This is a genomic window from Janthinobacterium sp. CG_23.4 (assembly GCF_029892305.1).
Classification (GTDB): domain Bacteria; phylum Pseudomonadota; class Gammaproteobacteria; order Burkholderiales; family Burkholderiaceae_D; genus Janthinobacterium; species Janthinobacterium lividum_D.
In genome coordinates this window covers 4,416,373-4,442,056 of sequence record NZ_JARXUX010000001.1, presented here as the reverse complement: position 1 = coordinate 4,442,056, position 25,684 = coordinate 4,416,373, and the positions used below count along the sequence as shown (strand labels likewise).

The window sequence follows — 25,684 nt, the reverse complement described above, 5'->3', positions numbered from 1 at the left end:
GCGGGCCATCTTTATGCCTTGGCCGCTGCCGCGATGACCTGATTGCGCCCCTGATGCTTGGCGATATACAAGGCCTTGTCGGCATCCGACATGGCCGCGTCCAGGCTGGCGCCAGCCGACAAGGAGGCTACGCCGATGCTGATGGTTACCTGCAACTGGCTGCCATCTGGCAAGGGGGTGACAGCGGCAGCTACCGCTGTGCGGATGCGCTCGGCTACCTGCTGTGCCTGCTGTACGCTGGCATCGGGCAATAGCAGGCCGAATTCCTCGCCCCCGAGGCGCGCTACTACGTCGGTGATGCGGCCCGTGTCGCGCAGCGCTTGCGCTACCGTGCGCAGCACGGCATCGCCGACCGCATGGCCATAGCGGTCGTTGACCTTCTTGAAGTGATCGAGGTCGGCCACGCCCACGCTCAGGGCGGTGCCGCTGCGCGCTGCGCGCGCCATGGCTTGCTCGGCCTGGGCTTCAAAGGCGCGCCGGTTGGGCAGCAACGTCAGCACATCGTGCAGTGCCTGCTGTTCCAGTTGTGCCAGCAGACTGGCGTTTTTTGCCGCCATTTCGCGCCGTTCGCGCATATCGAGCAAGAGGGCGCCAAAATAGCGCATGCCGTCGGCTACGCCCAGGTCCAGCGCCTTCATTTCGATAGGGATTATCTGCGTGTCGCGGTGGCGGATGGCGAATTCGCGTATCTTGCCCAGCTTGCTGGAGGTACACGAGTTGCGGATGTAGTTCATTACGTGGTTGTCGTGCTGCGTGCTGAAGGCGTCAGGCAGCAGGCCGTTCAGCGGCTGGCCCAGCAATTCTCCGCTGGCATAGCCCGACAGCACCTGCATGGCGTCATTGATATAGCGGATGCGGCAATGTTCATCGATGATGATCACGGCGTCAAGGGAGTCTTCCAGCAGGCGGGAAAGAAGTACTTCGGGAAGCGTGGCAGGCGGTGCCGGGGGCAAAGCTTCTGTCATGGAACGGTCTCTGAAATCCAGGTGACAGCCATTGTCGCACCCGCAGGCGGTTTACTCCATGCCCGATAGGTTCCCTGTTTCTTTTTCGCCCGTTCCAGGGTGGCTGAGCGATGAATGAGGTTCAGCGCCGGCCGTACATCATCAGTTCTGCCAGACCTTTGCGCACCGGGCTGATGGCATCGAGCAAGCCCAGTGACAGGCCCAGCAAGCCTTGCGCGGGAGCGCTGCCCGTAAAAATGCGCGCCATGGTGTCGGTCACGCGCACGGTCAGCCCCCGGTCTGCCTGGCGCAGGCTGGCGTAGCGTTCCAGTGCGCCAGGCCTGCTGTCCTGTGCCAGCACGCGGGCCAGCGCGGCGGCGTCGCGCAAGCCCAGGTTCAGGCCTTGCCCTGCCACCGGGTGCAGGGTTTGCGCCGCATTACCGATGGCAACCGTGCGCGCCGTGCCGGCCGCCTGCGCGTTCAGCCCCAGCCGATATGCCAGGCGCGCCGTCGTGTGGGTAAAGCGTCCCAGTCGGCTACCGAAGGCGGCGCCCAGGCGCGCCAGGAAGGCCGCGTCGTCCAGGGCCAGTAATTGTTCTGCGCGCGTCGGCGCTACGCACCACACCAGCGCGTAGCCATCGTCCTGCGGCAGTAGCGCCAGCGGGCCTTCGTCGGTGAAGCGCTCATAGGCGCGATGGGCGATCGGAGCGCTGGCGCGCACATGGGCAATGATGGCGCTTTGGCCATAATCGCGGCTGACAGCGCGCTCCGCTTGCTGGCCGAACAGACCGCCCTCAGCCTGTACCAGCAGGCTGGCGCGCAAGCTCGATGTGGCGCCGGCCTGTTCTATTTGCACGCTGAGGCCATCGGCATCCTCTGCGCTACCCGTTACCTGGGCGGGGCGCAAGCTGGCCACGCCCAGGCGTTCGCATACATCGGCCAGCGCGCTGACGACGGCGCCGTAACGCGCCACATAGCCGAGCGCCTCAACCCCATGTTCGCCGCGGTCCATCAGGCTGCGTCCGAACTGGCCGCGGCGCGAGACGTGAATCTGGTGGATAGGCGTCGCTGCGACGGGCCAGGCGCCTGCGGCCTCGAGAATCTGGCGGCTGCCGTGCGACAGGGCGATGGTGCGCGGGTCGCGCCTGGCTTGCTCGATGGATTTGGCGTCGAGCAGGGCGATGCCGGCGGCGCGCGCGCCCCGCTGCACCAGCAGGGCGGCCAGTGCCATGCCGACAGGGCCGGCGCCACAGATGGCGAGATCGAAAGTGGACGGTGTATGCATGCGGCGGCTTTAATCCTGTGACATCAGTTGTTCGATTTCAGCGACGCTTTTGGGCGCCGTGCTGAAGACTTCATGGCCTTGCGGCGTGACCAGCACATCGTCCTCGATGCGGATGCCGGTATGCCAGAATTGCTCCGGTACGTCCGCGCCAGGGCGCACATAGATGCCCGGTTCCACCGTCAGCACCATGCCCGGTGCCAAAGCACGCCATGGCTTGCCGGGTGCTCCCGTGTCGCGGTAGGCGCCCACGTCGTGTACGTCCATGCCCAGCCAGTGGCTGGTGCCATGCATGTAGAAGGGCAGGTAGGCCTGGTCGGCGATGACGTCCTGTACGCTGCCGCACTTTTCCCGCTCCAGCAGTTTCAAATCCAGCATGCCCTGTGCCAGCACCTGTAGCGCCGCCTCGTGGATGGCGCTGTGCGGCAAGCCGGGGCGCACCATCTCCAGTGCTGCCTGCTGCGCCGCCAGTACCAGCTCATACAGCGCCTGCTGCGCACGACTGAATCGGCCGTTGACGGGCAAGGTGCGCGTGATGTCGGAAGCGTAGCCAGCGTATTCGCAGCCGGCGTCGATCAGCACCAGTTCGCCTTCTTTCAAGACGGCGTTGTTGGCGCTGTAATGCAGGGTGCAGGCATTGTCGCCGCTGGCCACGATGGATGAATACGCGGGAAATTGTGCACCGTTGCGGCGAAATTCGTACAGCAGTTCCGCTTCCAGCGCGTATTCGTGCAGGCCGGGCCGCGTGGCGCGCATGGCGCGCACGTGGGCCGCGCTGGAGATGGCGGCCGCGTGGCGCATCAGGCCTTGTTCTTGTGGGTCTTTCAGCAAGCGCATGGCGTCGAGCATGCCGTTGATGTCGTGCGCGATGGCAGGCGCCGTGACGCCGCTGCGCGCCTTCTTGCGTACATTGTGCAGCCAGACCTTGACCTGGGCATCGAGGCTGCCGCCCAGCGCATAGTAGATGGCGGTGGCGTCGGCCAGCACGCGCGTCATTTCCACGTCAAGTTCTTCGATGGGGAAGGCGCTGTCAAAACCGAAGCTGGCGCGCGCCGCATCGGGGCCATGGCGGAAGCCATCCCATATTTCGCGCTCTGTGTTTTTGGCGCGGCAAAACAGGATGGCGCGCGCGGGTGCCGTGGCACTGGCGGCCAGCAGCACCACGGCGCTGTCGGGTTCCGTAAAACCGCTGAGGTAGTAAAAATAGCTGTCGTGGCGATACGGATAATCGCAATCGCTGTTGCGCGCCACTTCGGGCGCCGTGGCGAGGATGGCCACGCTACCGGGCAGCATCTGCGCCATCAGCGCCGCGCGCCGTGCCGCGTAATTGGCCATCATGCGGCGTCCACCTTGGCCGCCAGGCCATTGAGTGCATCGAGTTGATTTGGGGTGCCCACATTGGTCCACTCGCCAGTATAGACTTCGCCACCCACGCGGCCCTGGTCCGCATACTGGCGCAGCAAATCGCCGAGCTTGGCGTGGCTGCCCGGCGCGATGCCATCGAACATTTCAGGACGGTAAACGCCGATATTGGCGAAGGTCCATTTGGTGTCGTCGGTATTGTTGATCGCAAACAAGGTCAGGCCGAAGTCGCCTTGCGGATGGAAGTCGGGATTGGGCACCAGATAAGTCCAGGCGATGTCGCGCTGGTCGGCCGGATATGGCACGCCCAGCACATCTTTGTCAGCCAGCACATCGAGTACTTGCTTGAAATCAAAGTAAGGGCAATAGATGTCGCCTGAAATGGCGAGAAACGCTTCCTCGCCCAGCAAGTGGCGCGCCTGGGCGATGCCACCCGCCGTTTCGAGCGGCGTGCTTTCTGGCGAATACGCGATGCGCGCGCCATACGCGCTGCCATCGCCCAGGGTTTCCTCGATCAGATGGCCCAGGTGGGAATGGTTGATGACGATGTCCGTGATGCCGGCGCGCACCAGGTTGAGCACATGCCAGACGATCAGCGGACGGCCGCGCACTTTCAGCAGCGGTTTGGGACAGGTATCGGTAAGCGGACGCATCCGTTCACCGCGGCCTGCGGCAAAGATCATGGCTTTCATGGGTATTCTTTTCTGATTTGTTCAGTAATTTTTTTGCAGTTACGACACCGGACAAAACCGTAGCGGGCGGCAGTGATTTTTGGCCGGTGTCCTCAGAAAGTGTAGCCGACTTGCGGCGTCTTGTTTTCCAGCGCGTCCAGCAGGCGCACCAGCGGCTTGAGTTCCGTGTAGCGGTTGGCCGTCTTGCGCACGTAGTCGAGCACGGTTGGCAGGTCGCCCATGTACAGATCCTTGCCATCGCGGTAATTGAGGCGCACAAACAGGCCGAGCATTTTCAGGTGGCGTTGCAGGGCCGTGAATTCGAAATCGCGGTAGAAGGCGTCGATGTCGGGATTGACTGGCAAACCCAGTTGCTTGGCGCGCTGCCAGTAGCGGATGACCCAGTCGAGCACCAGCTCTTCATCCCACTGAATGTAGGCGTCGCGCAGCAGCGAGGCGATGTCATAGGTGACAGGACCGAAGACGGCGTCCTGGAAATCGAGGATGCCGGGATTGGCGATCGAACCATCGTTGATGTGCATCAAGTTGCGCGAATGGTAGTCGCGGTGCATGAATACTTGTTGTTGCGACAAAATATTTGCCGTGATGGCCTCGAAGACTTTGTCCAGCTGGGTTTGTTGCACATCCGTTAAGGTTGCACCCAGATGCTTGCCGATGAACCATTCCGGGAACAAGTTCATTTCGCGCAGGATGAAGGCGCGGTCGAACTCGGGCAGCACGTCGGGTTGGCTGGCCAGCTGAATTTTCATCAGCGACTCGAGCGCTTCGGCATACAGCACGCTGGCGTTGTCGTGATTGAGTGCATCGAGATACGTGCTCGTGCCCAGGTCGGAAAGCAGCAGGAAGCCGTTGTCCAGGTCTTGCGCGATGATCTCGGGCACGGACACGCCGGCGCCTTTCAGCAAGCCGGCCACCTTGACGAAGGCCGCCACGTTTTCGCGCTCGGGCGGCGCATCCATGGCAATCAGTGTACTGCCTGGCAAGGTTGCATTGCCAGCCAGCTTATCAAAACGGTAGTAGCGGCGGAAACTGGCATCGCTGGAAGCGGGGCGGGCGGACTCGGGCGCGACGAGGTTAAGCGAGCTTAACCAGGCTTTCAACAGGGTCAGGCGAGCGTCGGCCTGGGCCGGCGCGGTGGAGGAATTGGAAGAGAATGACATTAAGCGGCCTGTGGAATCGGGTTGATGATGCAGATTCCCATATAATAAGGGATTCAAATTAAAAAATCGCCTCTCAATGGTGCTTGCCCCTTCCAATTCATGAGCTGGTTTTCGGCCTCCCCCCCTTCGCAGCGCTGGGCTTTCGCCATCAGCGCGCTCGTCGCCGCCACGACGGTGCCCGTTCACGCCCAGAAAGCACCGCGTACGGTTCATGTGGAAGATCCCGACGCGCCCACCGTCATGACGGCAAACAGCATGAATGGACGGCCCGAAAGGGAGATCAATCTCGATCAGAATGTCGTGATTGAGCGGGGAAAAACCACAAAAATGACGGCCGACACAGCTTGTTACAAACAAGTTGAAGATCAGTTCGACGCCGAGGGCCATATCAAGATGTGGCGTTTCGGCGATTACTACACCGGTGACGTCTTGAAGCTGAACATGGAGACCGGCAAGGGTTTCTTGCTCAACCCGACGTACCGCTTTGACGCCGGTGGCGGGCGGGGCAAGGCCGAGCGCATCGACTTCATCAATCCCGATGAAGCCAATGTCATCGACGGCACGTACAGCACGTGCGAAGGGCCGAATCCGGACTGGTACTTGAAATCGAGTACCTTGAACCTCGATACGGGCCGCGACGTGGGTACCGGCAGCAAGACCATCATCTATTTCAAGGACGTGCCGATCCTGGGCACGCCGGGCATCTCGTTTTCCTTGTCGGGCGCGCGCCGCTCGGGCTGGCTGGCGCCTACGCCGGGCTTTGCTTCGAAGAATGGTTTCGAGCTGCTGATGCCGTATTACCTGAACATCGCGCCGAACCGTGACCTGACGTTGTACCCGCGCTACATACAGCGGCGCGGCATACAGCTCGGTGCAACGGGCCGCTACATGGGCGAGACGGATGCAGGCCTGTATCAGGGCGTAACGTCGTTTGAGTTCTTGCCTAATGACAAGCAAACCAAGTCCAATCGCTACATGATCAAGTCCAAGCACGAGCAGGCGCTGGCCAAGGGCTGGACTTACAGCTGGGATCTGCGTGAGGCGTCCGACAATAATTACCCGAACGATTTTTCGAAAACCGTCGCCACCGCCACCGAGCGTCAGTTGCTGCGCGAATTGCGCACCGATTACCGCACCGAGGACTGGAGCTTGACGGCGCGCGTGCAAAATTATCAGGTGCTGCAAGATCCCGATGCCATCAATAATCCCAGCTTGAGCGTGACGCGGCCGTATGACCGTTTGCCCGCGCTGAACTTTCACGCTGGCAAATACGACGTCTGGGGCGGCTTCGACTGGACCTTCGATGCGGAAGCGACGCGCTTCGCGCACCCGACACAGGTGCAAGGGTCGCGTCTCGTGGCCGTGCCGCAGCTGAGTTTCCCCATCCTGCATCCTGGCTATTTCATCACGCCCAAGCTGATGCTCAATGCCAGCGCGTACCAACTCGACAACCATGCCGGGAGCAAGCCACTTTTCCCGGATACGTCGTTGACGCGCGCCGTGCCCACCTTTTCGGTCGACAGCGGCCTGGTGTTCGAACGCGATACGCATCTGTTTGGCGCCAAGGGCGGCACGCAAACCCTGGAGCCGCGCCTGTTCTATGTCTACACGCCGTACCGCGACCAGTCGCAGTTCCCGAGTTTCGATACGGCCGCCGGGACGTTCAACCTGACACAGATCTTCACGGAAAACCGTTTCGTCGGCAGCGACCGCATCGGCGATGCCAATCAAGTCACTGCCGCCTTGGTATCGCGCTTCCTGCAGACGGACGGCACGGAGCGCATGCGCCTGACCTTCGGCCAGCGTTTCTACTTTGCCGACCAGCGCGTGCAGCTCACATCGGCCACGCCGGTTAACCAGTCGCGTTCCGATATCTTGCTGGCCGCAACGGGCCGCGTGTCCGACACTTGGACCGTGGATAGCCTGGTGCAGTACAATCCCAGCGACCGCCGCCTGATGAGCTCTTCGTACACCTTGCAATATCAGCCCGGTGCAAAGAAAGTATTGAATTTTAGCAATCGTTTTCAGCGCGACGCCCTGCGTAATGTCGAGATCTCGACGCAATGGCCGTTGACGGACCGCCTGTATAGCGTGGGCCGCATCAGTTACTCCGTGAAGGACCGTAGCATGCTGGAAAGCCTGGTCGGTCTGGAATACAAGGGCGACTGCTGGGTGTTCCGCATGGGCGCGCAGCGTTTCGTGACGACGAACAAGACTGTCTCGACGCCGATCTTCTTCCAGCTGGAATTGACGGGCTTGTCGAATGGCCTGGGCCTGGGAGCGAATGGCCTGGAAACTTTTACCAAAACCATCCCTGGCTACCAGACACTGAGCCAGCCACTCCGTTAAGATAGGCACCGTTGCCGCCGCCGGTGTTCCCGGCGCTGGCACAAACCGGTTTTTTTATTCACCTGAACTCATGAGCGCTCTACACATTATGCGTAATGCCAGTATGCACCAATTCAAAATTGCAACGGTTTTGTTGTGCGCCATTTCCGGCGCCACGACTAGTAGTGTCTGGGCGCAACAGGCTGCGCCAGCTCCTGCGGCCAAGCCCGCTGCCGCTGCCGCAGCCGCAGTGGTCGCACCCGCACCCGCACCGGCCAAGGGCTTCACGCCCCCCGCCTCGAGCAGTGGCCAGAGCATCGACTCCATCGCCGTCGTCGTCAATGACGATGTGATTACGCGCAATGAAGTGGCGGCGCGTATCAAGAGCGTGCAGCAGCGCATGAAGGCGCAGAATGTGCCTTTGCCTGATCCTGCCGACCTGCGTCGTCAATTGCTGGAGCGCATGATTGTTGAACGCGCGCAGATGCAGCTGGCCAAGGAAATGGGCGTGCGCGTGGATGACCTGACCCTGGACCGCGCGATCGGTCGTATTGCGGAACAGCAAAAGATGACGGTGCAAGAGCTGCGCAACCAGATGGAAAAAGAAGGCACGCCGTTTGCAGCCTTCCGCGAAGAAATCCGTGATGAAATCATCATGCAGCGCTTGCGCGAGCATGAAGTCGACGCCAAGATCCAGATCTCCGATTCCGAAGTGGATAACTTCCTGGAAGCGGAAAAAGCGGCGGCCAGCGAACAGGTCGAGCTGAACCTGGCGCAGATTCTCGTGCGCATTCCGGAAAACTCCAGCCCCGAACAGATCGCCGCGCGCCGCGCGCGCGCCGAAGAAGTCAGCCGCCAGTTGCGCACGGGCGCCGATTTTTCCAAGATGGCAGCCACTTATTCGGACGCTAGCGATGCACTGAGCGGCGGCGATATCGGCTGGCGCCAGAGCGACCGCTTGCCGCCCCTGTTCACGGAACAGTTGATGAAATTGAAGCCGGGCCAGATCACGCCCATCATCAAGAGCAACAGCGGCTTCCACATCCTCAAACTGACGGATCGCCGTAGTGCAGCCGAGGCGCAAGCCGTCGCTGCCGTGCAGCAGACGCGTGCCCGTCATATTTTGCTGAAAATTACGCCGACCTTGTCGGCTGCCGAAGCCAAGCGCAAATTGTCGGAATTAAAAGAGCGTCTCGATAACAAGGCCGCCAAGTTCGAAGACCTGGCGCGTTTGTTCTCGAATGACGGTTCGGCGGCCAAGGGCGGCGACCTGGGCTGGCTGTATCCGGGCGACACCGTACCTGAATTTGAAACGGCGATGAATGCGCTGAAACCGGGGCAAGTGAGCGAGCCGATCGAATCGAGCTTTGGCTTGCATCTGATCGAAGTGCTGGAACGCAAGAGCGACGACGTCTCGAAAGAGAAGCAGCGCAGCGCCGCGCGCAACGCCTTGCGCGAACGCAAGCTGGAAGAAGCGACGGAAAACTGGGCGCGCGAAGTACGCGACCGTGCTTACGTCGAATTCCGCGCGGACGACCAGTAATGCTGCCCACTATTTGCACATGAGTAACTTGCCCCCAGCACGCCGCCCGGCCATCGCGATTACCTGTGGCGAACCGGCCGGTGTCGGCCCCGAAATCTCGATCCGCGCCGCCTGGGCCAGGCGGCACGAGGTCAACTGCATCTTGCTCGGTGACGCGGCCTACCTGGCGCTGACGGCCAGCCTGATCGACCCCGAGATCCGCCTGGCGGCGCTGTCGCTGCAAGCCGTGCGCAACAGCGGCCTGCCGCAGTTCGGCCCCGGCCGCCTGGCCGTGATCGACATTCCTACCGTCAATAACGTCACCCCTGGCGTGCTCGACAAGGAAAATGGGCGCTCCGTGCTCGCGACTCTGGACGCGGCCTTGGAAGGCATTGCCGCCGGCTGGTTTGGCGCCATGGTGACTGCGCCCTTGCAAAAGAGCACGATCAACGACGCCGGCGTGGCCTTTTCCGGTCATACGGAATACCTGGCAGAAAAAACCAACACAGCGCAAGTGGTGATGATGCTGGCCGGCGAACCCGGGCATGGCGAACCGACCCTGCGCGTGGCACTGGCTACCACGCACCTGCCATTGAAGGACGTGTCTGCTGCCATCACCATGGATAGCCTGGCCGCCACCCTCGATATCGTCCAGGCGGACTTGCAACAGAAATTCGGCATCGCCGCGCCGCGTATCTTGCTTACCGGCCTGAACCCGCATGCGGGCGAGGGCGGTTATCTGGGACGCGAGGAAATCGATGTCATCATCCCGGCGATCGCCGCGGCGCAAGCGCGCGGCATCGATGCGCGGGGGCCGTATCCGGCCGATACCTTGTTCCAACACAAATACCTGGCCGACGCCGACTGCGTGCTGGCCATGTACCATGACCAGGGCTTGCCCGTGCTGAAATACGCGACCTTCGGGCGCGGCATCAATATCACCCTGGGTTTGCCACTGATCCGCACCTCGGTCGACCACGGCACGGCGCTGGACCTGGCCGCGCAAGGGCTGGGGCTGGCCGATTGCCACAGCATGGAACAAGCGCTGCAAACGGCGCTCGACATGCTGCGCGCCAGCACCACGACCAGAGCATAGAGCTTAGGTCGGGTTAGCCGGCACGGCGTAACCCGACGCTGCTTGCTCAACCGATCCCGCCGGCCTGTGCCGGCTTTACCGCATTGATAGAAAACACATGATGAAACACGTTGCCCGCAAACGCTTTGGCCAGAACTTCCTGCATGACCGCTTCGTCCTCAACGACATCACGGCAGCCATCGCGCCGCAGGCGGACGATGCCATGGTCGAAATTGGCCCCGGCCTGGGCGCCATGACGGAGCAGTTGCTGCGCCACCTGACACAGATGCATGTAGTCGAGCTGGACCGCGACCTGATCGTGCGCCTGGAAAAAACCTTCAATCCGGCCAAGCTGACGATCCACTCGGGCGATGCGCTGAAGTTTGATTTTGCGCAGATTCCCGTGCCGGCCGGCCAGAAACTGCGCATCGTGGGTAATTTGCCGTATAACATTTCCAGCCCGCTACTGTTCCACCTGGCGGACTTCGCGCCGCTGGTGAAAGACCAGCACTTCATGCTGCAAAAGGAAGTCGTCGAACGCATGGTGGCAGAACCGGGCAGCAAGGCGTATGGCCGTTTGTCCGTGATGCTGCAATGGCGCTATACCATGTCGCTCCTGTTCATCGTGCCACCGACGGCGTTTGACCCGCCGCCGAAAGTGGAATCGGCCATCGTGCGCATGATCCCCGTGGTCGAACGTCTGGCTTGCGACCAGGCGACCCTGGAAGCGGTGGTCATGAAGGCCTTCTCGCAGCGCCGCAAGGTGATCCGCAACTGCCTGGCCGGCATGTTTACGGAAGAGCAGATCAAGGCGGCCGGGATCGACCCGACCAAGCGTCCGGAAACCGTGGGGCTGGAGCAGTATGTGGCGCTGGCCAATTTGCTCAAGGCACCGCAGTAATCGCCAAGGCTGGGGTCAGACCCTCTCCACCACTAGCGCCTGAGCAGGCGTCGACGTGAGTGGGGGGCTGACCCCGGCGGTGATAATCAAAACCACTGGTCGACCTGCTGCAAATCCTGCCGCAGGGCAGAAAAGCAGTCGTCGACATGGTGGTTGCGGCTGATTTCATTGCGCCGCATCAAGGCGATCTTGCGCTTGCAGGTGGGGTGGCGCAAAGGCGCCACATGCAGATCGTCGTCGTTGAGGAAAGTCGTGTACAGGCTGGGCATGATGCCTACGGCGATGCCGGCGCGCACCACGCCGTACAGCGACTCGCTGTGTATCATTTGGTATAGGCTCGACGGGCTCAAGCCGTGCTGGCGCAGCGCGCTCGAGGCGAACTCCCAGATGCTGCCCTTGGTAAAGACGACGATTTCCTGTCCCGCCAGTTGCTCCCAGCGCACTTCCTTGAGCGGCGCCAGTGCATGGCGTCGCGCCGTCACCAGCACCAGCTCGTCTTCGAACAAGCCCACGCTTTCCAGCGAGATGGAACCGGGCACCTCGATACCGACGCAAAAGTCCAGCTGGCCCGAATGCAGCGCCTGCAGCAAGCCGTCATTGGGCATGTCGGACAGAACGATTTCCACTTCATCGCCATGCTGCTCGTTGTAGTGCGCCACCACGACGGCCGTCATCGCCATGGCGGACGGAATCGCGCCGATACGGATGCGGTGCCGGCCACTGCCGATGGCGCGTTGGATATCGGCAAAAGTGTTGCTTGCCGTATTCAATAAATGCGTGGCGTAGTCGAGCGCCAGCTTGCCTTCGCGCGTCAATTCCAGCTGGTGGGTTGTGCGATTAAACAACCTTTTTCCCAACTGATTTTCCAGCAGCTTGATCGATGCGCTGAGCGCTGGTTGGGTCACGCACAATTCTTGTGCGGCCTTGCTGAAGCTGTTTACACGGGCTAGGGTGGAAAATGCTTGCAAATGTCGTAAGGAAATCTTCTTGCTCAGCGCATGCATGGCCGTGGCTTATTAAAAAAAGTAATGGATTTATAAAAATAAACAAATTTTCTTATCCCTCAATTTACCATATTCTGGACTGGTCTTACTTGTCTTGAATGCAATAATATTCAGGAGCAGAGCCTGGCATGCGGTAGTTGCATTCGCGACATTCGCGGCGGTGCGCCAGGCAAGGGACGCTGACACAAAATAATTCCAAAAACTCAGGGTGTATTCTTTTAGGGCTGCGACGATGAACAAATGGATGACGGGAACGGTGGTGCTCGGTGGCTTGCTGGCGGTACAGGGCGCGGCGCAAGCGCAAAGCAGCGTGCAAGTGTATGGCTTGCTGTCGGCCGGTATCGGCTATGTGTCGGATGAGGGGACTGGCAGCCGTACGCATGCGCTGAGCGGCACGAACCAAAATCCCCGCATCGGTTTCCGCGGCCAGGAAGACTTGGGCGACGGCAGCAAGGCCGTCTTCGTGCTGGAAAACGGTTTTAACGTCATGACGGGCACGGCCGCGCAAAGCGGCCGTTTGTTCGGCCGCCAGTCGTATGTGGGCCTGTCGAGCGATGACAAGGGAACGCTGACCCTGGGCCGCCAGTACGAAGCCGTCAAGGATCTGCTGGGCCCGGTGGTCATCGCCAGTAACGGCGTGCACATCGGCGATAATGATAATGGCTACAACAACTTGCGCGTGCAAAATGCCGTCAAGTATGTCAGCCCGAACATCAGCAACTTGTCGTTCACGGGCTTGTACGGTTTCAGCGAGAACCCGGAAGATTCCCACCGCAACCGCGTCTACAGCATGGGCGCCGGCTATAAGGTCGATGCCTTCAGCTGGGCCGTCGCCTATACCAAGATGTATCACCCGAATAGCCCCGATGCGCCGAATGGCGCCATCGGCAACGACTACGGCAGTTCCCTGTTGATCTTCAATAAAAGCGCCGTCAAGGGCGCCGGCGTGGACAGCCAGGCCATCGCCGGCACGGGAGGCTTTTATCATGTGGGCAGGACCAAGTTTGGCGCGCTGTACACCAACGTGCGCTACCACTACCTGGATCAAAGCAATCTGACTCTGCAAAACGTGGACCTGAACGTGAACCATAAGCTGACGCAGGCGCTGAACCTGGGCGCGTCGTATTTCTTTACCAGCGGAAAATACGACGTCATCAACAAGACGCCGAAATGGCATCAGCTCAACTTCCAGGCCGATTATTTCCTCTCCAAGCGCACCGACGTTGCCGTCACCTGGAGCTATCAGAAAGCGGCCGGCGATGCGACCTTTGCCCGCGTCTTCGGCTTCGGCGCGTCCGGCGGCAAGACGCAAAGTGTGCTGATCGTCGGCATGCGACATTATTTCTGAGTCTGATTCATCTTTACCGGTGCTGTCCCGCAGCGCCGTCCCCTGAAAGGAAGCATCTTGAAAAAGCACCTCATGTTGGCGTTGAGCCTAGGCTTGCTGGCCAACGCCGCCCACGCGGAAAAACGCGAGCTGGTCATTTCGGCCTATCCGATTGCCCAGCCCTTGTTCATGAAGTATGTGTACGAGCCGTTCAAGGCCAAATGCGCTTGCGATATCAAGGTGGAAACGGGGAATAATGCGGACCGCATCGCCAAGCTGGTGGTGCATAGCAAGAACCCGGTGATCGACCTGGTGCTGCTGTCCGATTCCGGCATGCTGGAAGCGGCGCAAAAGGGTGTGATCGAGCCCATGGATTACTCCAAGCTGAGCAATTACAAAGCCTTGTATGATGTGGCGAAAAACCCCATCGGCGGCAACTACGCCGTCGGCTACACCTTGTACTCGGTGGGCCTGGTGTACCGCAGCGACAAGATCGCCCCGCTGACGTCCTGGAAAGACCTGTGGCGCCCCGAGCTGAAGGGCCGCGTGGCTTTCCCTGACGTGAGCACCACGCAGGGTCCCTTGATGCTGCGCATGGCCGATGCGGCCTGGGGCGGCAAGACCGACGACTACGCGACCGGTTTTGCCAAGATCGTCGGCATGAAGGGCAACGTCGTCACGTTCTCGAAAAACAGCGCGCAGCTCGCTGCCCTGTTCGCCCAGGATGAAATCTGGGCCGCGCCCGTGGCGCGCTTTACCTGGTCGCAAATGCTCAAGACGGGCCTGCCCCTGAAATGGAGCATCCCGGCCGAAGGCCAGGCGGCCGGCATGAACGTCATGGGCATCGTGGCTGGCTCGAAGAATGCGGACCTGGCGTATCAGTTGATGGATTTCTGGCTCTCCAAGGAAGTGCAGACGCAGCTGGCGACCAACCTGGTCGATTCGCCCGTCAACAAGGACGTGCGCCTGTCGGTGGCGGCCGCCCAATTTAATACCTATGGCGCCGAGCAGATCAATTCGCTGAAGTTCGTCAAGCCGGAAACCGCCCTCAAGCAGCGCAGCAGCTGGATGACGCAGTGGAACAAGGCCATGAGCAAATAGTGGTGACGAGGAGAAAACACCATGTTTGCTGATCCAAAAAAGCGCCTGGGACTGCTGCTGGTCCTGCCGGCGCTGATCTTTATCGTCGTCTGCTTCCTGCTGCCCGTGCTGGCCTTGCTGGTCGACGCCTTTCGCGTCGGCGACGGCATGCAATGGGGCTTCGACCGTTTCATTGAATTTTTCTCGCAGGAATTCAACCGCACCATCTTTTGGCGCACGCTGCGCATCGCCGCGCTCGTCACGCTCGCCGCTATCGTCCTCGGCTATCCGGCCGCGCAAGCCGTGGCGCGCGTGTCGCCGAAGTGGCGCGGCCTGGTCGTCGGCATGATGATCTTGCCGCTGATGGTCTCGCCGATCGCGCGCACCTATGCCTGGATCGTACTGCTGGGGCGCAATGGCGCCCTCAACGCGGCGCTGGTCAACCTGGGCTTCACGGACGAGCCGCTGCGTTTGCTGTTCAGCGAGTTCGCCGTGTTTGTCGGCCTGCTGCAATTGCTGCTGCCGCTGATGCTGATGTCGCTGGCGGGCGCACTGGAAAACTTGCCGCGCGACGTAGAACCGGCAGCCGCCACCCTGGGCGCCAATCCATGGCAAGTGTTTTGCAAGGTCACCCTGCCACTGACGCAGGAAGGCCTGGTGGTCGGCGGCACCCTGGTGTTTACGGGCTGCGTGACGGCCTATGTCACACCGGCCCTGCTGGGCGGCACCAAGGTGCTGATGCTGGAAACCTTGCTGTACCAGAAGGTCAGTGTGGAAAGCGATTTCGGTGCCGCGAATGTGATCGCCGTCATCCTCGTCTGCATGACCCTGCTGGTCAATGCCGGCCTTAAACGTATTTCCTCGAGCCGGAGCTCCGTATGAAAGAAAGCCTGTTTTCGCGCGCCGTCCTGTGGCTGGTGTTTTTGTTCTTGCTGGGGCCTTTTGCCATCGTCGTGCTGGCCGGTTTTTCCAGCGGTGAAACGCTGGCGTTCCCGCCCGAGTCGTATTCGCTGCGCTGGATCGTCGAAGTATGGTCGGCGCCCGAATTTCGCCGCGCCTTCCAGACCAGCCTGGAGATCGGCCTGATCGCCACTGTCATCGCGCTGCTGCTGGGCATTCCCGTCGCCTATGCTTTTTCGCGCATGCCGCCGCCTGGCATCAGCGTCATCCGCCAGATACTGACGTCGCCGCTGATCATCCCCGCCATCCTGGTCGGCCTGGGCTTGCTGCACCACCTGGTCCTGAGCATCAACGCACCCGTGTATGTGGGCCTGCTGATCGGCCATATCGCGTTGTTGATTCCGTATTCGGTGCGCGTGGTGTACGCCAGCCTGGTCAACCTGCGCGTGGATATCGAGGATGCGGCCATCACCCTGGGCGCGTCGCGATTGCGGGCGTTCTTCATGATCGTGCTGCCCAATATCCGCAACGCCGTGATCGCCGCCTTCTTCCTCGCCTTCGTCACCTCGTTCAACCAGGTGCCCGTCTCGCTGTTCCTGACGGGACCGGGCATCAGCACCTTGCCCATCGAGATGCTGGGGCACATGGAAAACAGTTTCGATCCGTCGATCGCTGCCCTGTCGACCTTGCTGGTCTTGTTCACCATGGTTTTCGTGATGGTGACCGAGAAGGTGCTGGGCATTTCAAAATACATGTAAGAGGCAACACACGATGAGTTATCTGGAACTGCACAAGCTGAACCTCGGCTACGCCAAGAATACGACGTCCGTAAAAGACCTGGACTTGCACGTCGAGCAGGGCGAACTGATTTCCCTGCTGGGCCCCAGCGGTTGCGGCAAGACCACCACCATGCGCGCCATCGCCGGCCTGATGCCGCTGCAGTCGGGCCGCATCGTGCTCGATGGCCGCGACATCGGCAAGCTGGCGCCGAACAAGCGCAATATCGGCATGGTCTTCCAGTCCTACGCCTTGTTCCCGCATTTGAATGTGTACGACAACATCGCTTTTGGTTTGCGCCTGCGCAAGGTCGCGCCAGCCTTGTTGAAAAGCAAGGTGGAAGCGGTCATCGCCGCCGTGGGACTGACCGGTTTTGAAACCCGTTTGCCGGCACAGATGTCGGGTGGCCAGCAGCAGCGCGTGGCGCTGGCGCGCGCCATCGTCGTCGAACCGGCCCTGCTGCTGCTCGATGAACCGCTGTCGAACCTGGACGCCAAGCTGCGCGTGCAGATGCGCGCAGAATTGCGCCGCATCCAGCGCGAACTGGGCATCACCATGCTGTACGTGACGCATGATCAGGAAGAGGCGCTGGCCTTGTCCGACCGCATCGTTGTCATGCACGGCGGTCGCATCGAGCAATTGGCCGCGCCGGAAGCCGTCTTCAACACGCCATCGACGCGCTTCGTCGCCAACTTCATGGGTTTTGAAAACCTGTTCGATTACCGCGATGGCGCGCTGCACCACGCCGGTGCCAGCTTGCCATACACGGCGCCGGTGACTTCCGGCACGACGGTGCTGGGCTGGCGTCCGGACAAGGTGCGCGTCTGCGCGCCGGACGACGCGGCTGGCAAATATCCGGGCACCGTGCTGGCACGCGGCTTCCTGGGCGACACCGTCGAATACCTGCTGCAAACGCCGCTGGGCCAGGTCAAGGGCATTTGCGCGGCCGGCAGCGCCGCCTGGCGCGAAGGCACGGCGGTCTCGTTCGTGCTGCCGTCCGACAGCGCCCTGTGTTTGGCGGCTCAATGGCCGTCTGCGTTCCCCTACCACCCGACCGGAAACGATGATGACGCAAGCTTTGAAAAAGATCTGGCTCGATACCGATCCCGGATTTGACGACTGGCTGACGATGCTGCTACTGGGCAGCAATCCCGCTATCGAGTGGCTGGGCGTGAGCGTGGTGGCGGGCAATGCGCCGGTCTATATCACCTATGACAATGCCTTGCGCATCAAGGTCCATGACGCTTTGACGGTGCCCATTTATCGGGGCTGCGAAGAACCGCTGGCGGGCGTTATCGAGACGGCGCAGCGCATCCTCGGCGACAGCGGCATGCCCACCACGGGAGATATTTTGCCGCCCGGTGCAGCCACGGATGCGCCGGGCCACGCCGTCGACGCGCTGATCGCCGCCGTGCGCGCCCACCCTGGCCAGATCACCATCATGGCCATCGCGCCGATGACGAACCTGGCCACGGCGCTGGCCAAGGCGCCCGATATCGCGGAAAAAATCGTCGAAATCATCCTGATGGGCGGCTCCACCGACCAGGGTAACCATACGGCGGCGGCCGAATTCAATATCTATGCGGACCCGGAAGCTGCCAGCGCGGTGTTCAAGTCCGGCATTGCGCTGCGCATGTTCGGCTTGAACCTGTGCCGCCAGTTGCTGGTGACGAACGCTGAAGTGGAACGCCTGCGCGCCATCGGCACGCCGCGCGCACAGCTTCTGGCCGGCTACCTGGAAGCATATGTGCGCATCCGCAGCAGCGACGGTTGCGTGCCCATGCCCATGTATGACCCGGTGGTGGCCCTGTACCTGGAAGCGCCACAGCTATTCCAGTTCCAGAGCGCCCACGTGGCCATCGAATTGACGGGCGAACTGACGCGCGGCATGACGGTGTGCGAATTTCGCGTGCCGCGCCGCGCCGCCATCAACGTGCAAGTGGCGATGCTGGCCGATGGCCCAGCGGCGATCGAGCGCTTGATGCGCCGCCTGGCCGCCATATTGGCCTGACCTTTTTTCCACTAACGAAGCGAGCTTCATGCGACCCCTTGCCGACCCCTTGCCAGCCTTGAGCATCGAACAGTTTTTACGCGCCATGCCGAAGGTGGAGCTGCATTGCCACCTGTTTGGCACGGTGCGGCAAGCCACTTTCCGTGCGCTGGCCGCCAAGACGGGCAATGTCGTCAGCCCCGAGGAAATCGACGCGTTCTATACGCGTGGCGACAAACCGGTCGGCGTGCTGCGCGTGCTGCGCGCGCTGGACGCGCACCTGATCGTTACGCCGACCGACCTGTATTGCCTCGCCTACGAATACCTGGAAGACGTGCATGGCCACGGCGTGCGCTATGCGGAGTTCTTCTGGAATCCGACCGGTACCGTGCGCGTCTCGGGCATCCGCTATGACGCAGCGCAAGACGCCATCGTGGCCGCCATCCGCGACGCACAGCGCGACTTTGGCGTGATCGGCCGTTTGATCCCCAGTATCGACCGTGAAGCCGCTCCTGCGGAAGCGGTGCAGGTGGTGGCGTGGATGAAGGCGCACCGCGCGCCGGAAGTAATCGGTATCGGCATCGACTACCGCGAAAACGACCGCCCGCCAGAGCTCTTTATCGAAGCCTACCGGGCCGCGCGCGAGGCCGGTTTCAAGTGCACGGCGCATGCGGGCGAATTCGGCATGCCGTGGACAAACGTGGAAACGGCTATCGAGCAGTTGCAGGTGGACCGTGTCGACCATGGCTATACGATCGTTGATAATGCTCAACTGGCGCAGCGCTGCGTCGAACGCGGCCTGGTCTTCACGGTGGTGCCCACCAATTCGTATTATTTGCGCACTCTGGCGCCCGAGCGCTGGGCGCTCGACCACCCGATCCGCGCCATGGCCAAGCTGGGACTGAAACTGCATCCGAACACGGACGACCCGACCCTGCACCATGTGACGCCGACGGGCGCCTGGATGATGATGCGCGAGTTCGGTTTCGGCCTCGACGACATGCGCGGCTTCATGCTCAATGGCCTCGACGCAGCCTGGATAGACGAGTCCACACGGCGCGACTGGCGCGCGCAATTTACGCGCCAATTCGATGCGCTGCGCGCGCGCGTGGTCGACGCCTCCTAAGCCGAAGCGGGTGGCGGCAGCAGCAGCGAGGGAAACGCCCGCTGCGGACAGGCCTGGCGCTCGCACACCTTGCAGCCGGTGCCAATCGGCGTGGCGCTGGACGGGTCGTGCAAATCGAGTCCCTTCGAGTAAATCAGCCGGTGCGCCTGCGAGATGTCGCAGCCCAGCGCCACGGCGAACGTCTTGCCCGGTGCGCGAAAGCCCGGCGAGGCGGTGCTGACCTGGCGCGCGATCCACAGGTAGGTGCAACCGTCGGGCATGCTGGCCACTTGCGTGAGCACCTGGCCCGGATGGCTGAAGGCGTCGTACACGATCCACAGGGGGCAGGTGCCACCCACCCTTGAAAAGTGAAAGTCCGTGGCCGACTGGCGCTTCGAGACATTGCCCGCGCGGTCGACTCTGACAAAGAAAAACGGCAGTCCTGCCGCCTCCGGGCGTTGCATGGTGCTCAGGCGATGGCATACGGCCTCAAACCCCACGCCGAACTGGTGCGCCAGGCGCTCGATATCGTAGGCGCGCGTTTCCGCCGCCTGCAAGAAGCGTTGGTACGGCATCAGCAGGGCGCCCGCAAAATAATTGGAAAACGCCAAGCGTGCGCTCGTTTGCGCGGCCGCGCCCGAAAATCCTGCCGCCAGCACCAGGGCGTCGATCAGGTCGCTATGCTCGAGCAGGCTGATTTGCGCCGCCATCTGGAAGGCGCGCTGGCCGCCCGTCAGGGTGTCGGGCAGCCACAGTATGTGTTGTTGCGCATCGTAGCGATGCTTGCGCACCATGCCTGCGTCGCCATCGGACAGTCGGACCTCGATGCCGTGGCGCTCCAGCAAGCGGCTTTGCAACGCATCGAGCGTGCGCAACTGCGCATCAAGTTCGCCTGCCACCAGCTCCGCCGCGCGGTCCAGTTCATCGATATAGTTTTGTCGTCGGTTCAGGTATTCGCGCACTTCCTCGTCCGTGGAGGGCGCGGCCGAACTGGCGCCGCGGCTGCCGTCATCGAGGCGCGCTGCCAGCGTATCGGCCCGCTCCGCCATCACCCGGTAGCGCCGCTGCAGTAGCAGGATGGAACGGGCCAGTTCCGGCATGTTTTCCACCAGCATCTTGAGCTCGGCCATCGAGGTGGGTGGCGCGTCGGGCAATTCGCCCAATACGTCGCGCACGTCGGCTACCAGGCTGGCGCTGTCATGTTCGGAAAAGATTTGCGGATCGACCCCCAGCACGCTGCCGATACGCAACAGAATCGGCACCGTCAGCGGACGCTGGTTGCGCTCCATCTGGTTCAGATAGCTGGGCGAGATGCCCAGGGACTTGGCCAGCGCCACCTGCGTCATGCGCCGTTCCTCGCGCAGTCGCTGCAGGCGCACGCCCATGAAAACCTTCGCCATCGCGTTTCCTCTTCGCCGGTTTGTGGAATCTGCAAATTTACAATATTTGCAGATTAACAGATTCAGCTTTGCATTATCTCGCATTTTCACGCCTTGTTTGCGGCCCGTATTGTGCGAATAATGCAAACAGACCACTACCCCAATGAGGAGACACCGAGTGACCATGCAAAACGCTGCTGCTATGAATGTTCCGACCGTTCCACTGCTGATCAACGGCGAGTGGCTGGAATCGAAGACCACCGTCTGGCGCGATGTCGTCAACCCCGCCACGCAGGAAGTTCTGGCGCGTGTGCCGTTTGCCACGCCGGACGAAGTCGATGCCGCCATCGCCGCCGCCCAGCGCGCCTTCAAAACCTGGCGCAAGACGCCGATCGGCGCGCGCGCCCGCATCTTCCTCAAACTTCAACAGCTGATCCGCGAAAACATGGCCGACCTGGCCGCAACGCTCACCATGGAGCAGGGCAAGACCTTGCTCGACGCGGAAGGCGATATCTTCCGCGGCCTGGAAGTGGTCGAGCACGCAGCCAACATCGGCACCCTGCAAATGGGCGAATATGCGCAAAACGTGGCCGGTGGCGTCGACACTTACAGCGTGATGCAGCCGCTGGGCGTGTGCGCCGGCATTACCCCGTTCAACTTCCCCGCCATGATCCCCCTGTGGATGTTCCCGATGGCGATTGCCTGCGGCAATACGTTTGTACTGAAACCATCGGAGCAAGACCCGCTGGTGACGGAAAAACTCGTGCGCCTGGCGCTGCAAGCGGGCATCCCAGCCGGCGTGCTGAACGTGATACACGGCGGCGAAGACGTGGTCAACGCCCTGTGCGACCATCGGGACATCAAGGCGATCTCGTTTGTCGGATCGAGCAAAGTGGGCACGCATGTGTACCAGCGCGCCAGCCTGAACGGCAAGCGCGCGCAATGCATGATGGGAGCCAAGAATCACGCCGTCGTCTTGCCGGACGCAAATAAAGAGCAAACCCTGAACCAGTTGCTCGGTGCCGGTTTCGGTGCGGCTGGCCAGCGCTGCATGGCCGCCTCGGTCGCCGTGCTGGTGGGCGCCGCGCGTGAGTGGCTGCCGGAACTGGCCGCCAAGGCGCAAGGCTTGAGCGTGGGCGCGGGCAAGGATAATCCCGACCTGGGCCCCGTGATTTCCTGCGCGGCAAAAGAGCGCGTTTTCAGCCTGGTCGCCAAGGGCATTGAACAGGGCGCCGTGCTGACCCTCGATGGCCGTGACGTGAAGGTCGACGGCTATCCGAACGGCAATTTCATTGGTCCGACGATTTTGTCTGGCGTGGAACCGGGCATGGTCGTGTATGACCAGGAAATCTTTGGACCCGTCCTGATCGTCGTCGAAGTCGACACGCTCGATGAAGCCATTGCCCTGGTGAACGCGAATCCGAACGGCAACGGCACGGCGTTGTTTACGCAAAGCGGTGCGGCGGCGCGCCATTTCCAGGAAGAAATCGATGTGGGTCAGGTCGGCATCAACGTGCCCATTCCCGTGCCCGTCCCGCTGTTCAGCTTCACCGGTTCGCGCGGCTCCAAGCTCGGCGATCTGGGGCCGTTCGGCAAGCAAGTCGTGCTGTTTTATACGCAGACGCAAACGATTACCCAGCGCTGGTTTACGGATGCGGCCTCGGTCGGCAAGGTCAACACCACCATCAGCCTCAAGTAAGGAGCTGGCATGGACTTTGAATTGAGCGACGAGCAGCGCGAGTTCCAGCAGGCGGCGCGCGCGTTTGCCGAAGGCGAACTGGCGCCGCACGCGGCGCATTGGGATGCGGAATCGATCTTCCCCGTGGAAACGATTGCCAAGGCGGGCGAGATGGGCTTTTGCGGCCTGTACACGCCGCAGCGCTGGGGCGGCATGGGTCTGTCGCGCCAGGATGCGGCCATCGTCTTCGAGGAACTGGCCGCTGGATGCACCTCAACCACGGCCTACATTACGATCCACAACATGGCCACCTGGATGTTGGCGCGCTGGGGCCAGGAAGCCCTGTGCGAGGCGTGGGTGCCGGCCATGGCCGCCGGCCAGAAGCTGGCCAGCTATTGCCTGACGGAACCGCAGTCGGGATCCGACGCGGCATCCCTGCGCACGAAAGCTGTCAGGGATGGCGATTTTTACGTGCTGGACGGCACGAAAGCGTTTATCTCCGGCGCCGGCCAGACGGACATGCTGATCGTCATGGCGCGCACCGGCGGCGAGGGTGCTGGCGGGATTTCTGCCTTTGCCGTGCCGGCAAATTTGCCCGGCATCGTGTATGGCAAGAAAGAAGAAAAGATGGGCTGGAATAGCCAGCCCACGCGCATCATCAGTTTCGACCAGGTGAAAGTACCTGTTGGTAACTTGCTGGGCGCGGAAGGCGAAGGCTTTGCCATCGCCATGAAGGGCATCGACGGCGGGCGCATCAACATTGCCGTGTGCTCGGTGGGTACGGCGCAAGCGGCCCTGACGCGCGCGCAAGCCTACATGAAGGAGCGCACGCAGTTCGGCCGCGAGCTGGCCCAATTTCAGGCCTTGCAATTCAAGCTCGCCGATATGTTGACGGAATTGGTGGCGGCGCGCCAGATGGTGCGCCTGGCGGCCTGGAAGCTGGATCAGGAAAGTCCGGATGCCACCGCATATTGCGCCATGGCAAAGCGTTTTGCGACCGACGTGGGCTTCAATGTATCCAACGATGCGCTGCAGCTGCACGGCGGCTATGGCTACATCCGCGAGTACCCGCTCGAACGCCATGTGCGCGATACGCGGGTGCACCAGATCCTGGAAGGGACGAATGAAATCATGCGCCTGATCGTCGCGCGAGCGATTTTGAAAGATGGCGCGACGGAGACCTTACGATGAGCAAAGTGTATGCCAACCTGTTGCTGGAACGCCGTGGCCACACGGCCCTGGTGACCCTCGATAACCCGCCGGCCCATACGTGGACCTTGGCCAGCCTGAACGCGCTGACGCAGCTGGTGGCTGACCTCAATGCCGACCCGGGCGTGTACGCGTTGGTCATTACCGGTGGCGGCGCGAAGTTCTTCTCGGCCGGTGCCGATTTGAAAGTATTTGCCGACGGCAACAAGGACACGGCGTTCGCCATGGCCGCCGCGTTTGGCGAGGCCTTCGAAGCGCTGTCGGCGTTTCGCGGCGTCAGCATTGCCGCCATCAATGGCTATGCCATGGGCGGCGGGCTCGAATGTGCGCTCGCCTGCGACATCCGCATTGCCGAAGAACACGCGCAGATGGCCTTGCCCGAAGCGTCCGTCGGCTTGCTGCCGTGTGCGGGCGGCACGCAGCACTTGCCGTGGCTGGTGGGCGAAGGCTGGGCCAAGCGCATGATTTTATGCGGCGAGCGGGTCGATGCGGCCAAGGCCCTGGCCATCGGCCTGGTCGAGGAAGTTGTGCCAACTGGCAAGGCTGCCGCCACGGCGCTGGCCCTGGCTGCCAAAGTGGCGCGCCAGAGCCCCAGCAGCGTGTCGGCGTGCAAGACCCTGATCCAGGGCGCGCGCAGCCATCCGCTGGTCAATTCCTTGCCCGATGAGCGCACCCTGTTCCTGGGCCTGTTCGATACGCAAGACCAGAAAGAGGGTGTGCAAGCGTTCCTGGAAAAACGTCAGGCGGAGTGGAAGAATGGCTGAAACAATCAATGAAACAATGGCTGAAAAAATGCTTGAAACAACGCTTGAAACAGTGAAGATCGAGGAACGCGGCTGTCCCGGCGGCATGAAGCTGGGCGTCATCACCCTCGATGCGCCGAAGTCCTTGCACGCGCTGACGCTCGATATGATACGCGCCATCGATGGCGCCCTCGTGCGCTGGGCCGGTGACGACGCGATTGCCTGCGTGGTGCTGCAATCGTCGACCGACAAGGCCTTTTGCGCCGGCGGCGACGTGCGCAGCTTGCGTGCGGCCGTGACCGAGCAGCCCGGTGTCGTGCCGAACCCGCAGGCGCTGGCCTTTTTTGCCGAGGAATACCGGCTCGACCACCGCATCCATACCTACGTCAAACCGCTGCTGGTGTGGGGCGGCGGCATCGTCATGGGTGGTGGCCTGGGGCTGATGGCCGGTGCCAGCCATCGCGTTGTGACCGAAAGCACGCGCATCGCCATGCCGGAAATCAGCATAGGCCTGTTCCCCGACGTGGGCGGCAGCTGGTTCCTGGGCCGCATGCCGGGGCGCAGCGGCCTGTTCCTGGGTTTGACGGGGGCACCGATGAACGCGGCCGATGCGCTGTTTGCTGGCCTCGGCGATTACTTCCTGCGCCAGGAAGAGCGTGCCATGCTGCTCGACGCGCTGACGCTGGCGCCATGGCAGGCCAGCGCGCCGGCGAATCACCAGCAACTGAACCGCTTGCTGCGCGGTTTCTCGGCCCCGGTGTCGATGCTGCCCGTCTCCGAAGTGCGCGCCAACTTTGACGCCATCGCTGCCTTGACGCAAGCGCCCACATTACCCGAAGTGGTGGCCGCCATTGCCGCCTACGATGGCGATTCGGCCTGGTTGCAAAAGGCGGCGCACTCGCTGGCCAAGGGCGCGCCCAGCTCGGCCGCCCTGGTGTGGGAAATGCGTGTACGCACGCGTCATCTGAGCCTGGCGCAAGTGTTCCAGCAGGAATTGATTGTGGCCGTGCAATGTTGTGCCCATGCCGACTTCAGCGAAGGCGTGCGCGCCCTGCTAATAGACAAGGACAACGCGCCGCAATGGCAGCCGGCCAGCCTGGCCGAGGTCAGCGAGACGTATCTGAACGAGTATTTTGCCGCGCCGTGGAGACAGCATCCGCTGGCCGACCTATCCATTTAACCATTTAAGTAGTGCATAAAAATGCTCAGGGCTAGGCGCCTCGCCG

The 25,684-nt window shown here is 61.8% G+C and carries 22 protein-coding genes; 15 read left to right on the top strand and 7 right to left on the bottom strand.

What is annotated here, in order from left to right; translation table 11 throughout:
* Positions 1 to 11: 11 nt before the first annotated feature.
* The 5 genes from H4V96_RS19965 to H4V96_RS19945 form a co-directional block, all read right to left on the bottom strand.
* The gene (locus H4V96_RS19965) at positions 12 to 965 is read right to left on the bottom strand and encodes a sensor domain-containing diguanylate cyclase (RefSeq protein WP_196855664.1); all 954 of its coding nucleotides are present in this window, start codon (positions 963 to 965) and stop codon (positions 12 to 14) included.
* 121 nt (positions 966 to 1,086) lie between these two features.
* Positions 1,087 to 2,229, bottom strand: coding sequence for a UbiH/UbiF/VisC/COQ6 family ubiquinone biosynthesis hydroxylase (locus tag H4V96_RS19960; protein WP_196855663.1), 1,143 nt, complete (start codon positions 2,227 to 2,229; stop codon positions 1,087 to 1,089).
* A gap of 9 nt (positions 2,230 to 2,238) precedes the next feature.
* Positions 2,239 to 3,561: a Xaa-Pro aminopeptidase gene (gene pepP, locus H4V96_RS19955; RefSeq protein ID WP_196855706.1), complete on the bottom strand. Its 1,323-nt coding sequence runs from the start codon at positions 3,559 to 3,561 to the stop codon at positions 2,239 to 2,241.
* Positions 3,561 to 4,280: an N-acetylmuramate alpha-1-phosphate uridylyltransferase MurU gene (gene murU, locus H4V96_RS19950; protein WP_196855662.1), complete on the bottom strand. Its 720-nt coding sequence runs from the start codon at positions 4,278 to 4,280 to the stop codon at positions 3,561 to 3,563. The genes pepP and murU overlap by 1 nt, the downstream gene beginning before the upstream one ends.
* Positions 4,281 to 4,372: 92 nt before the next feature.
* A complete protein-coding gene (locus tag H4V96_RS19945; RefSeq protein WP_010401802.1) occupies positions 4,373 to 5,440 on the bottom strand; it encodes a phosphotransferase in 1,068 nt (355 codons plus the stop codon).
* Positions 5,441 to 5,539: 99 nt separating this feature from the next.
* Between H4V96_RS19945 and H4V96_RS19940 the strand changes: the two genes are divergently transcribed.
* The 4 genes from H4V96_RS19940 (at position 5,540) to rsmA (ending at position 11,266) form a co-directional block, all read left to right on the top strand.
* Entirely contained in the window at positions 5,540 to 7,789 is a 2,250-nt protein-coding gene (locus tag H4V96_RS19940; protein WP_196855661.1) for an LPS-assembly protein LptD, read from the top strand.
* 103 nt (positions 7,790 to 7,892) lie between these two features.
* Positions 7,893 to 9,311, top strand: a complete 1,419-nt coding sequence (locus H4V96_RS19935) for a peptidylprolyl isomerase (RefSeq protein ID WP_128089132.1) — start codon at positions 7,893 to 7,895, stop codon at positions 9,309 to 9,311.
* A 19-nt stretch (positions 9,312 to 9,330) separates the two neighbouring features.
* Positions 9,331 to 10,386 carry a 4-hydroxythreonine-4-phosphate dehydrogenase PdxA gene (gene pdxA, locus H4V96_RS19930; RefSeq protein WP_070346097.1) on the top strand — a complete coding sequence of 352 codons (1,056 nt, stop codon included), beginning with the start codon at positions 9,331 to 9,333 and terminating at the stop codon, positions 10,384 to 10,386.
* A 100-nt stretch (positions 10,387 to 10,486) separates the two neighbouring features.
* A complete protein-coding gene (gene rsmA / locus H4V96_RS19925; protein ID WP_010401794.1) occupies positions 10,487 to 11,266 on the top strand; it encodes a 16S rRNA (adenine(1518)-N(6)/adenine(1519)-N(6))-dimethyltransferase RsmA in 780 nt (259 codons plus the stop codon).
* Positions 11,267 to 11,352: 86 nt separating this feature from the next.
* On the opposite strand, the gene H4V96_RS19920 is transcribed toward rsmA, so the two are convergent.
* Positions 11,353 to 12,270 (bottom strand): LysR family transcriptional regulator, encoded by a 918-nt coding sequence (locus tag H4V96_RS19920; RefSeq protein WP_010401793.1) that lies wholly within the window; start codon positions 12,268 to 12,270, stop codon positions 11,353 to 11,355.
* A 244-nt stretch (positions 12,271 to 12,514) separates the two neighbouring features.
* Between H4V96_RS19920 and H4V96_RS19915 the strand changes: the two genes are divergently transcribed.
* Genes H4V96_RS19915 through H4V96_RS19885 form a run of 7 tightly spaced genes read left to right on the top strand, consistent with a single transcriptional unit; the run spans position 12,515 to position 19,470 of the window.
* Positions 12,515 to 13,618 carry a porin gene (locus H4V96_RS19915; RefSeq protein WP_196855705.1) on the top strand — a complete coding sequence of 368 codons (1,104 nt, stop codon included), beginning with the start codon at positions 12,515 to 12,517 and terminating at the stop codon, positions 13,616 to 13,618.
* Between the two features lie 57 nt (positions 13,619 to 13,675).
* On the top strand, positions 13,676 to 14,698 hold the full coding sequence (locus H4V96_RS19910) for an ABC transporter substrate-binding protein (protein ID WP_280721124.1): 1,023 nt from the start codon (positions 13,676 to 13,678) through the stop codon (positions 14,696 to 14,698).
* Positions 14,699 to 14,719: 21 nt separating this feature from the next.
* Positions 14,720 to 15,559, top strand: coding sequence for an ABC transporter permease (locus tag H4V96_RS19905; protein ID WP_196855660.1), 840 nt, complete (start codon positions 14,720 to 14,722; stop codon positions 15,557 to 15,559).
* Positions 15,556 to 16,335: an ABC transporter permease gene (locus tag H4V96_RS19900; protein WP_196855659.1), complete on the top strand. Its 780-nt coding sequence runs from the start codon at positions 15,556 to 15,558 to the stop codon at positions 16,333 to 16,335. The genes H4V96_RS19905 and H4V96_RS19900 overlap by 4 nt, the downstream gene beginning before the upstream one ends.
* A gap of 13 nt (positions 16,336 to 16,348) precedes the next feature.
* Entirely contained in the window at positions 16,349 to 17,470 is a 1,122-nt protein-coding gene (locus tag H4V96_RS19895) for an ABC transporter ATP-binding protein (protein WP_280721123.1), read from the top strand.
* Positions 17,418 to 18,365 (top strand): nucleoside hydrolase, encoded by a 948-nt coding sequence (locus tag H4V96_RS19890; protein WP_280721122.1) that lies wholly within the window; start codon positions 17,418 to 17,420, stop codon positions 18,363 to 18,365. The genes H4V96_RS19895 and H4V96_RS19890 overlap by 53 nt, the downstream gene beginning before the upstream one ends.
* A gap of 28 nt (positions 18,366 to 18,393) precedes the next feature.
* Positions 18,394 to 19,470 (top strand): adenosine deaminase, encoded by a 1,077-nt coding sequence (locus H4V96_RS19885; RefSeq protein WP_196855658.1) that lies wholly within the window; start codon positions 18,394 to 18,396, stop codon positions 19,468 to 19,470.
* Here the strand turns inward: H4V96_RS19885 and H4V96_RS19880 are convergent.
* Positions 19,467 to 20,849, bottom strand: a complete 1,383-nt coding sequence (locus H4V96_RS19880) for a short-chain fatty acyl-CoA regulator family protein (protein ID WP_196855657.1) — start codon at positions 20,847 to 20,849, stop codon at positions 19,467 to 19,469. The two genes, H4V96_RS19885 and H4V96_RS19880, sit on opposite strands and share 4 nt — an antisense overlap.
* Positions 20,850 to 21,030: 181 nt before the next feature.
* On the opposite strand from H4V96_RS19880, the gene H4V96_RS19875 reads away from it, so the two are divergent.
* From H4V96_RS19875 to H4V96_RS19860, 4 genes are read left to right on the top strand one after another with little or no spacing between them, the layout of a single operon-like run.
* Positions 21,031 to 22,527, top strand: a complete 1,497-nt coding sequence (locus H4V96_RS19875; protein ID WP_280721121.1) for a CoA-acylating methylmalonate-semialdehyde dehydrogenase — start codon at positions 21,031 to 21,033, stop codon at positions 22,525 to 22,527.
* A gap of 9 nt (positions 22,528 to 22,536) precedes the next feature.
* Positions 22,537 to 23,697, top strand: coding sequence for an acyl-CoA dehydrogenase family protein (locus H4V96_RS19870; protein ID WP_010401779.1), 1,161 nt, complete (start codon positions 22,537 to 22,539; stop codon positions 23,695 to 23,697).
* Positions 23,694 to 24,479 carry an enoyl-CoA hydratase gene (locus H4V96_RS19865; protein WP_196855656.1) on the top strand — a complete coding sequence of 262 codons (786 nt, stop codon included), beginning with the start codon at positions 23,694 to 23,696 and terminating at the stop codon, positions 24,477 to 24,479. The genes H4V96_RS19870 and H4V96_RS19865 overlap by 4 nt, the downstream gene beginning before the upstream one ends.
* Positions 24,472 to 25,638 (top strand): enoyl-CoA hydratase/isomerase family protein, encoded by a 1,167-nt coding sequence (locus H4V96_RS19860; protein WP_280721120.1) that lies wholly within the window; start codon positions 24,472 to 24,474, stop codon positions 25,636 to 25,638. Before H4V96_RS19865 ends, H4V96_RS19860 begins: the two co-directional genes overlap by 8 nt.
* Positions 25,639 to 25,684 lie beyond the last annotated feature (46 nt).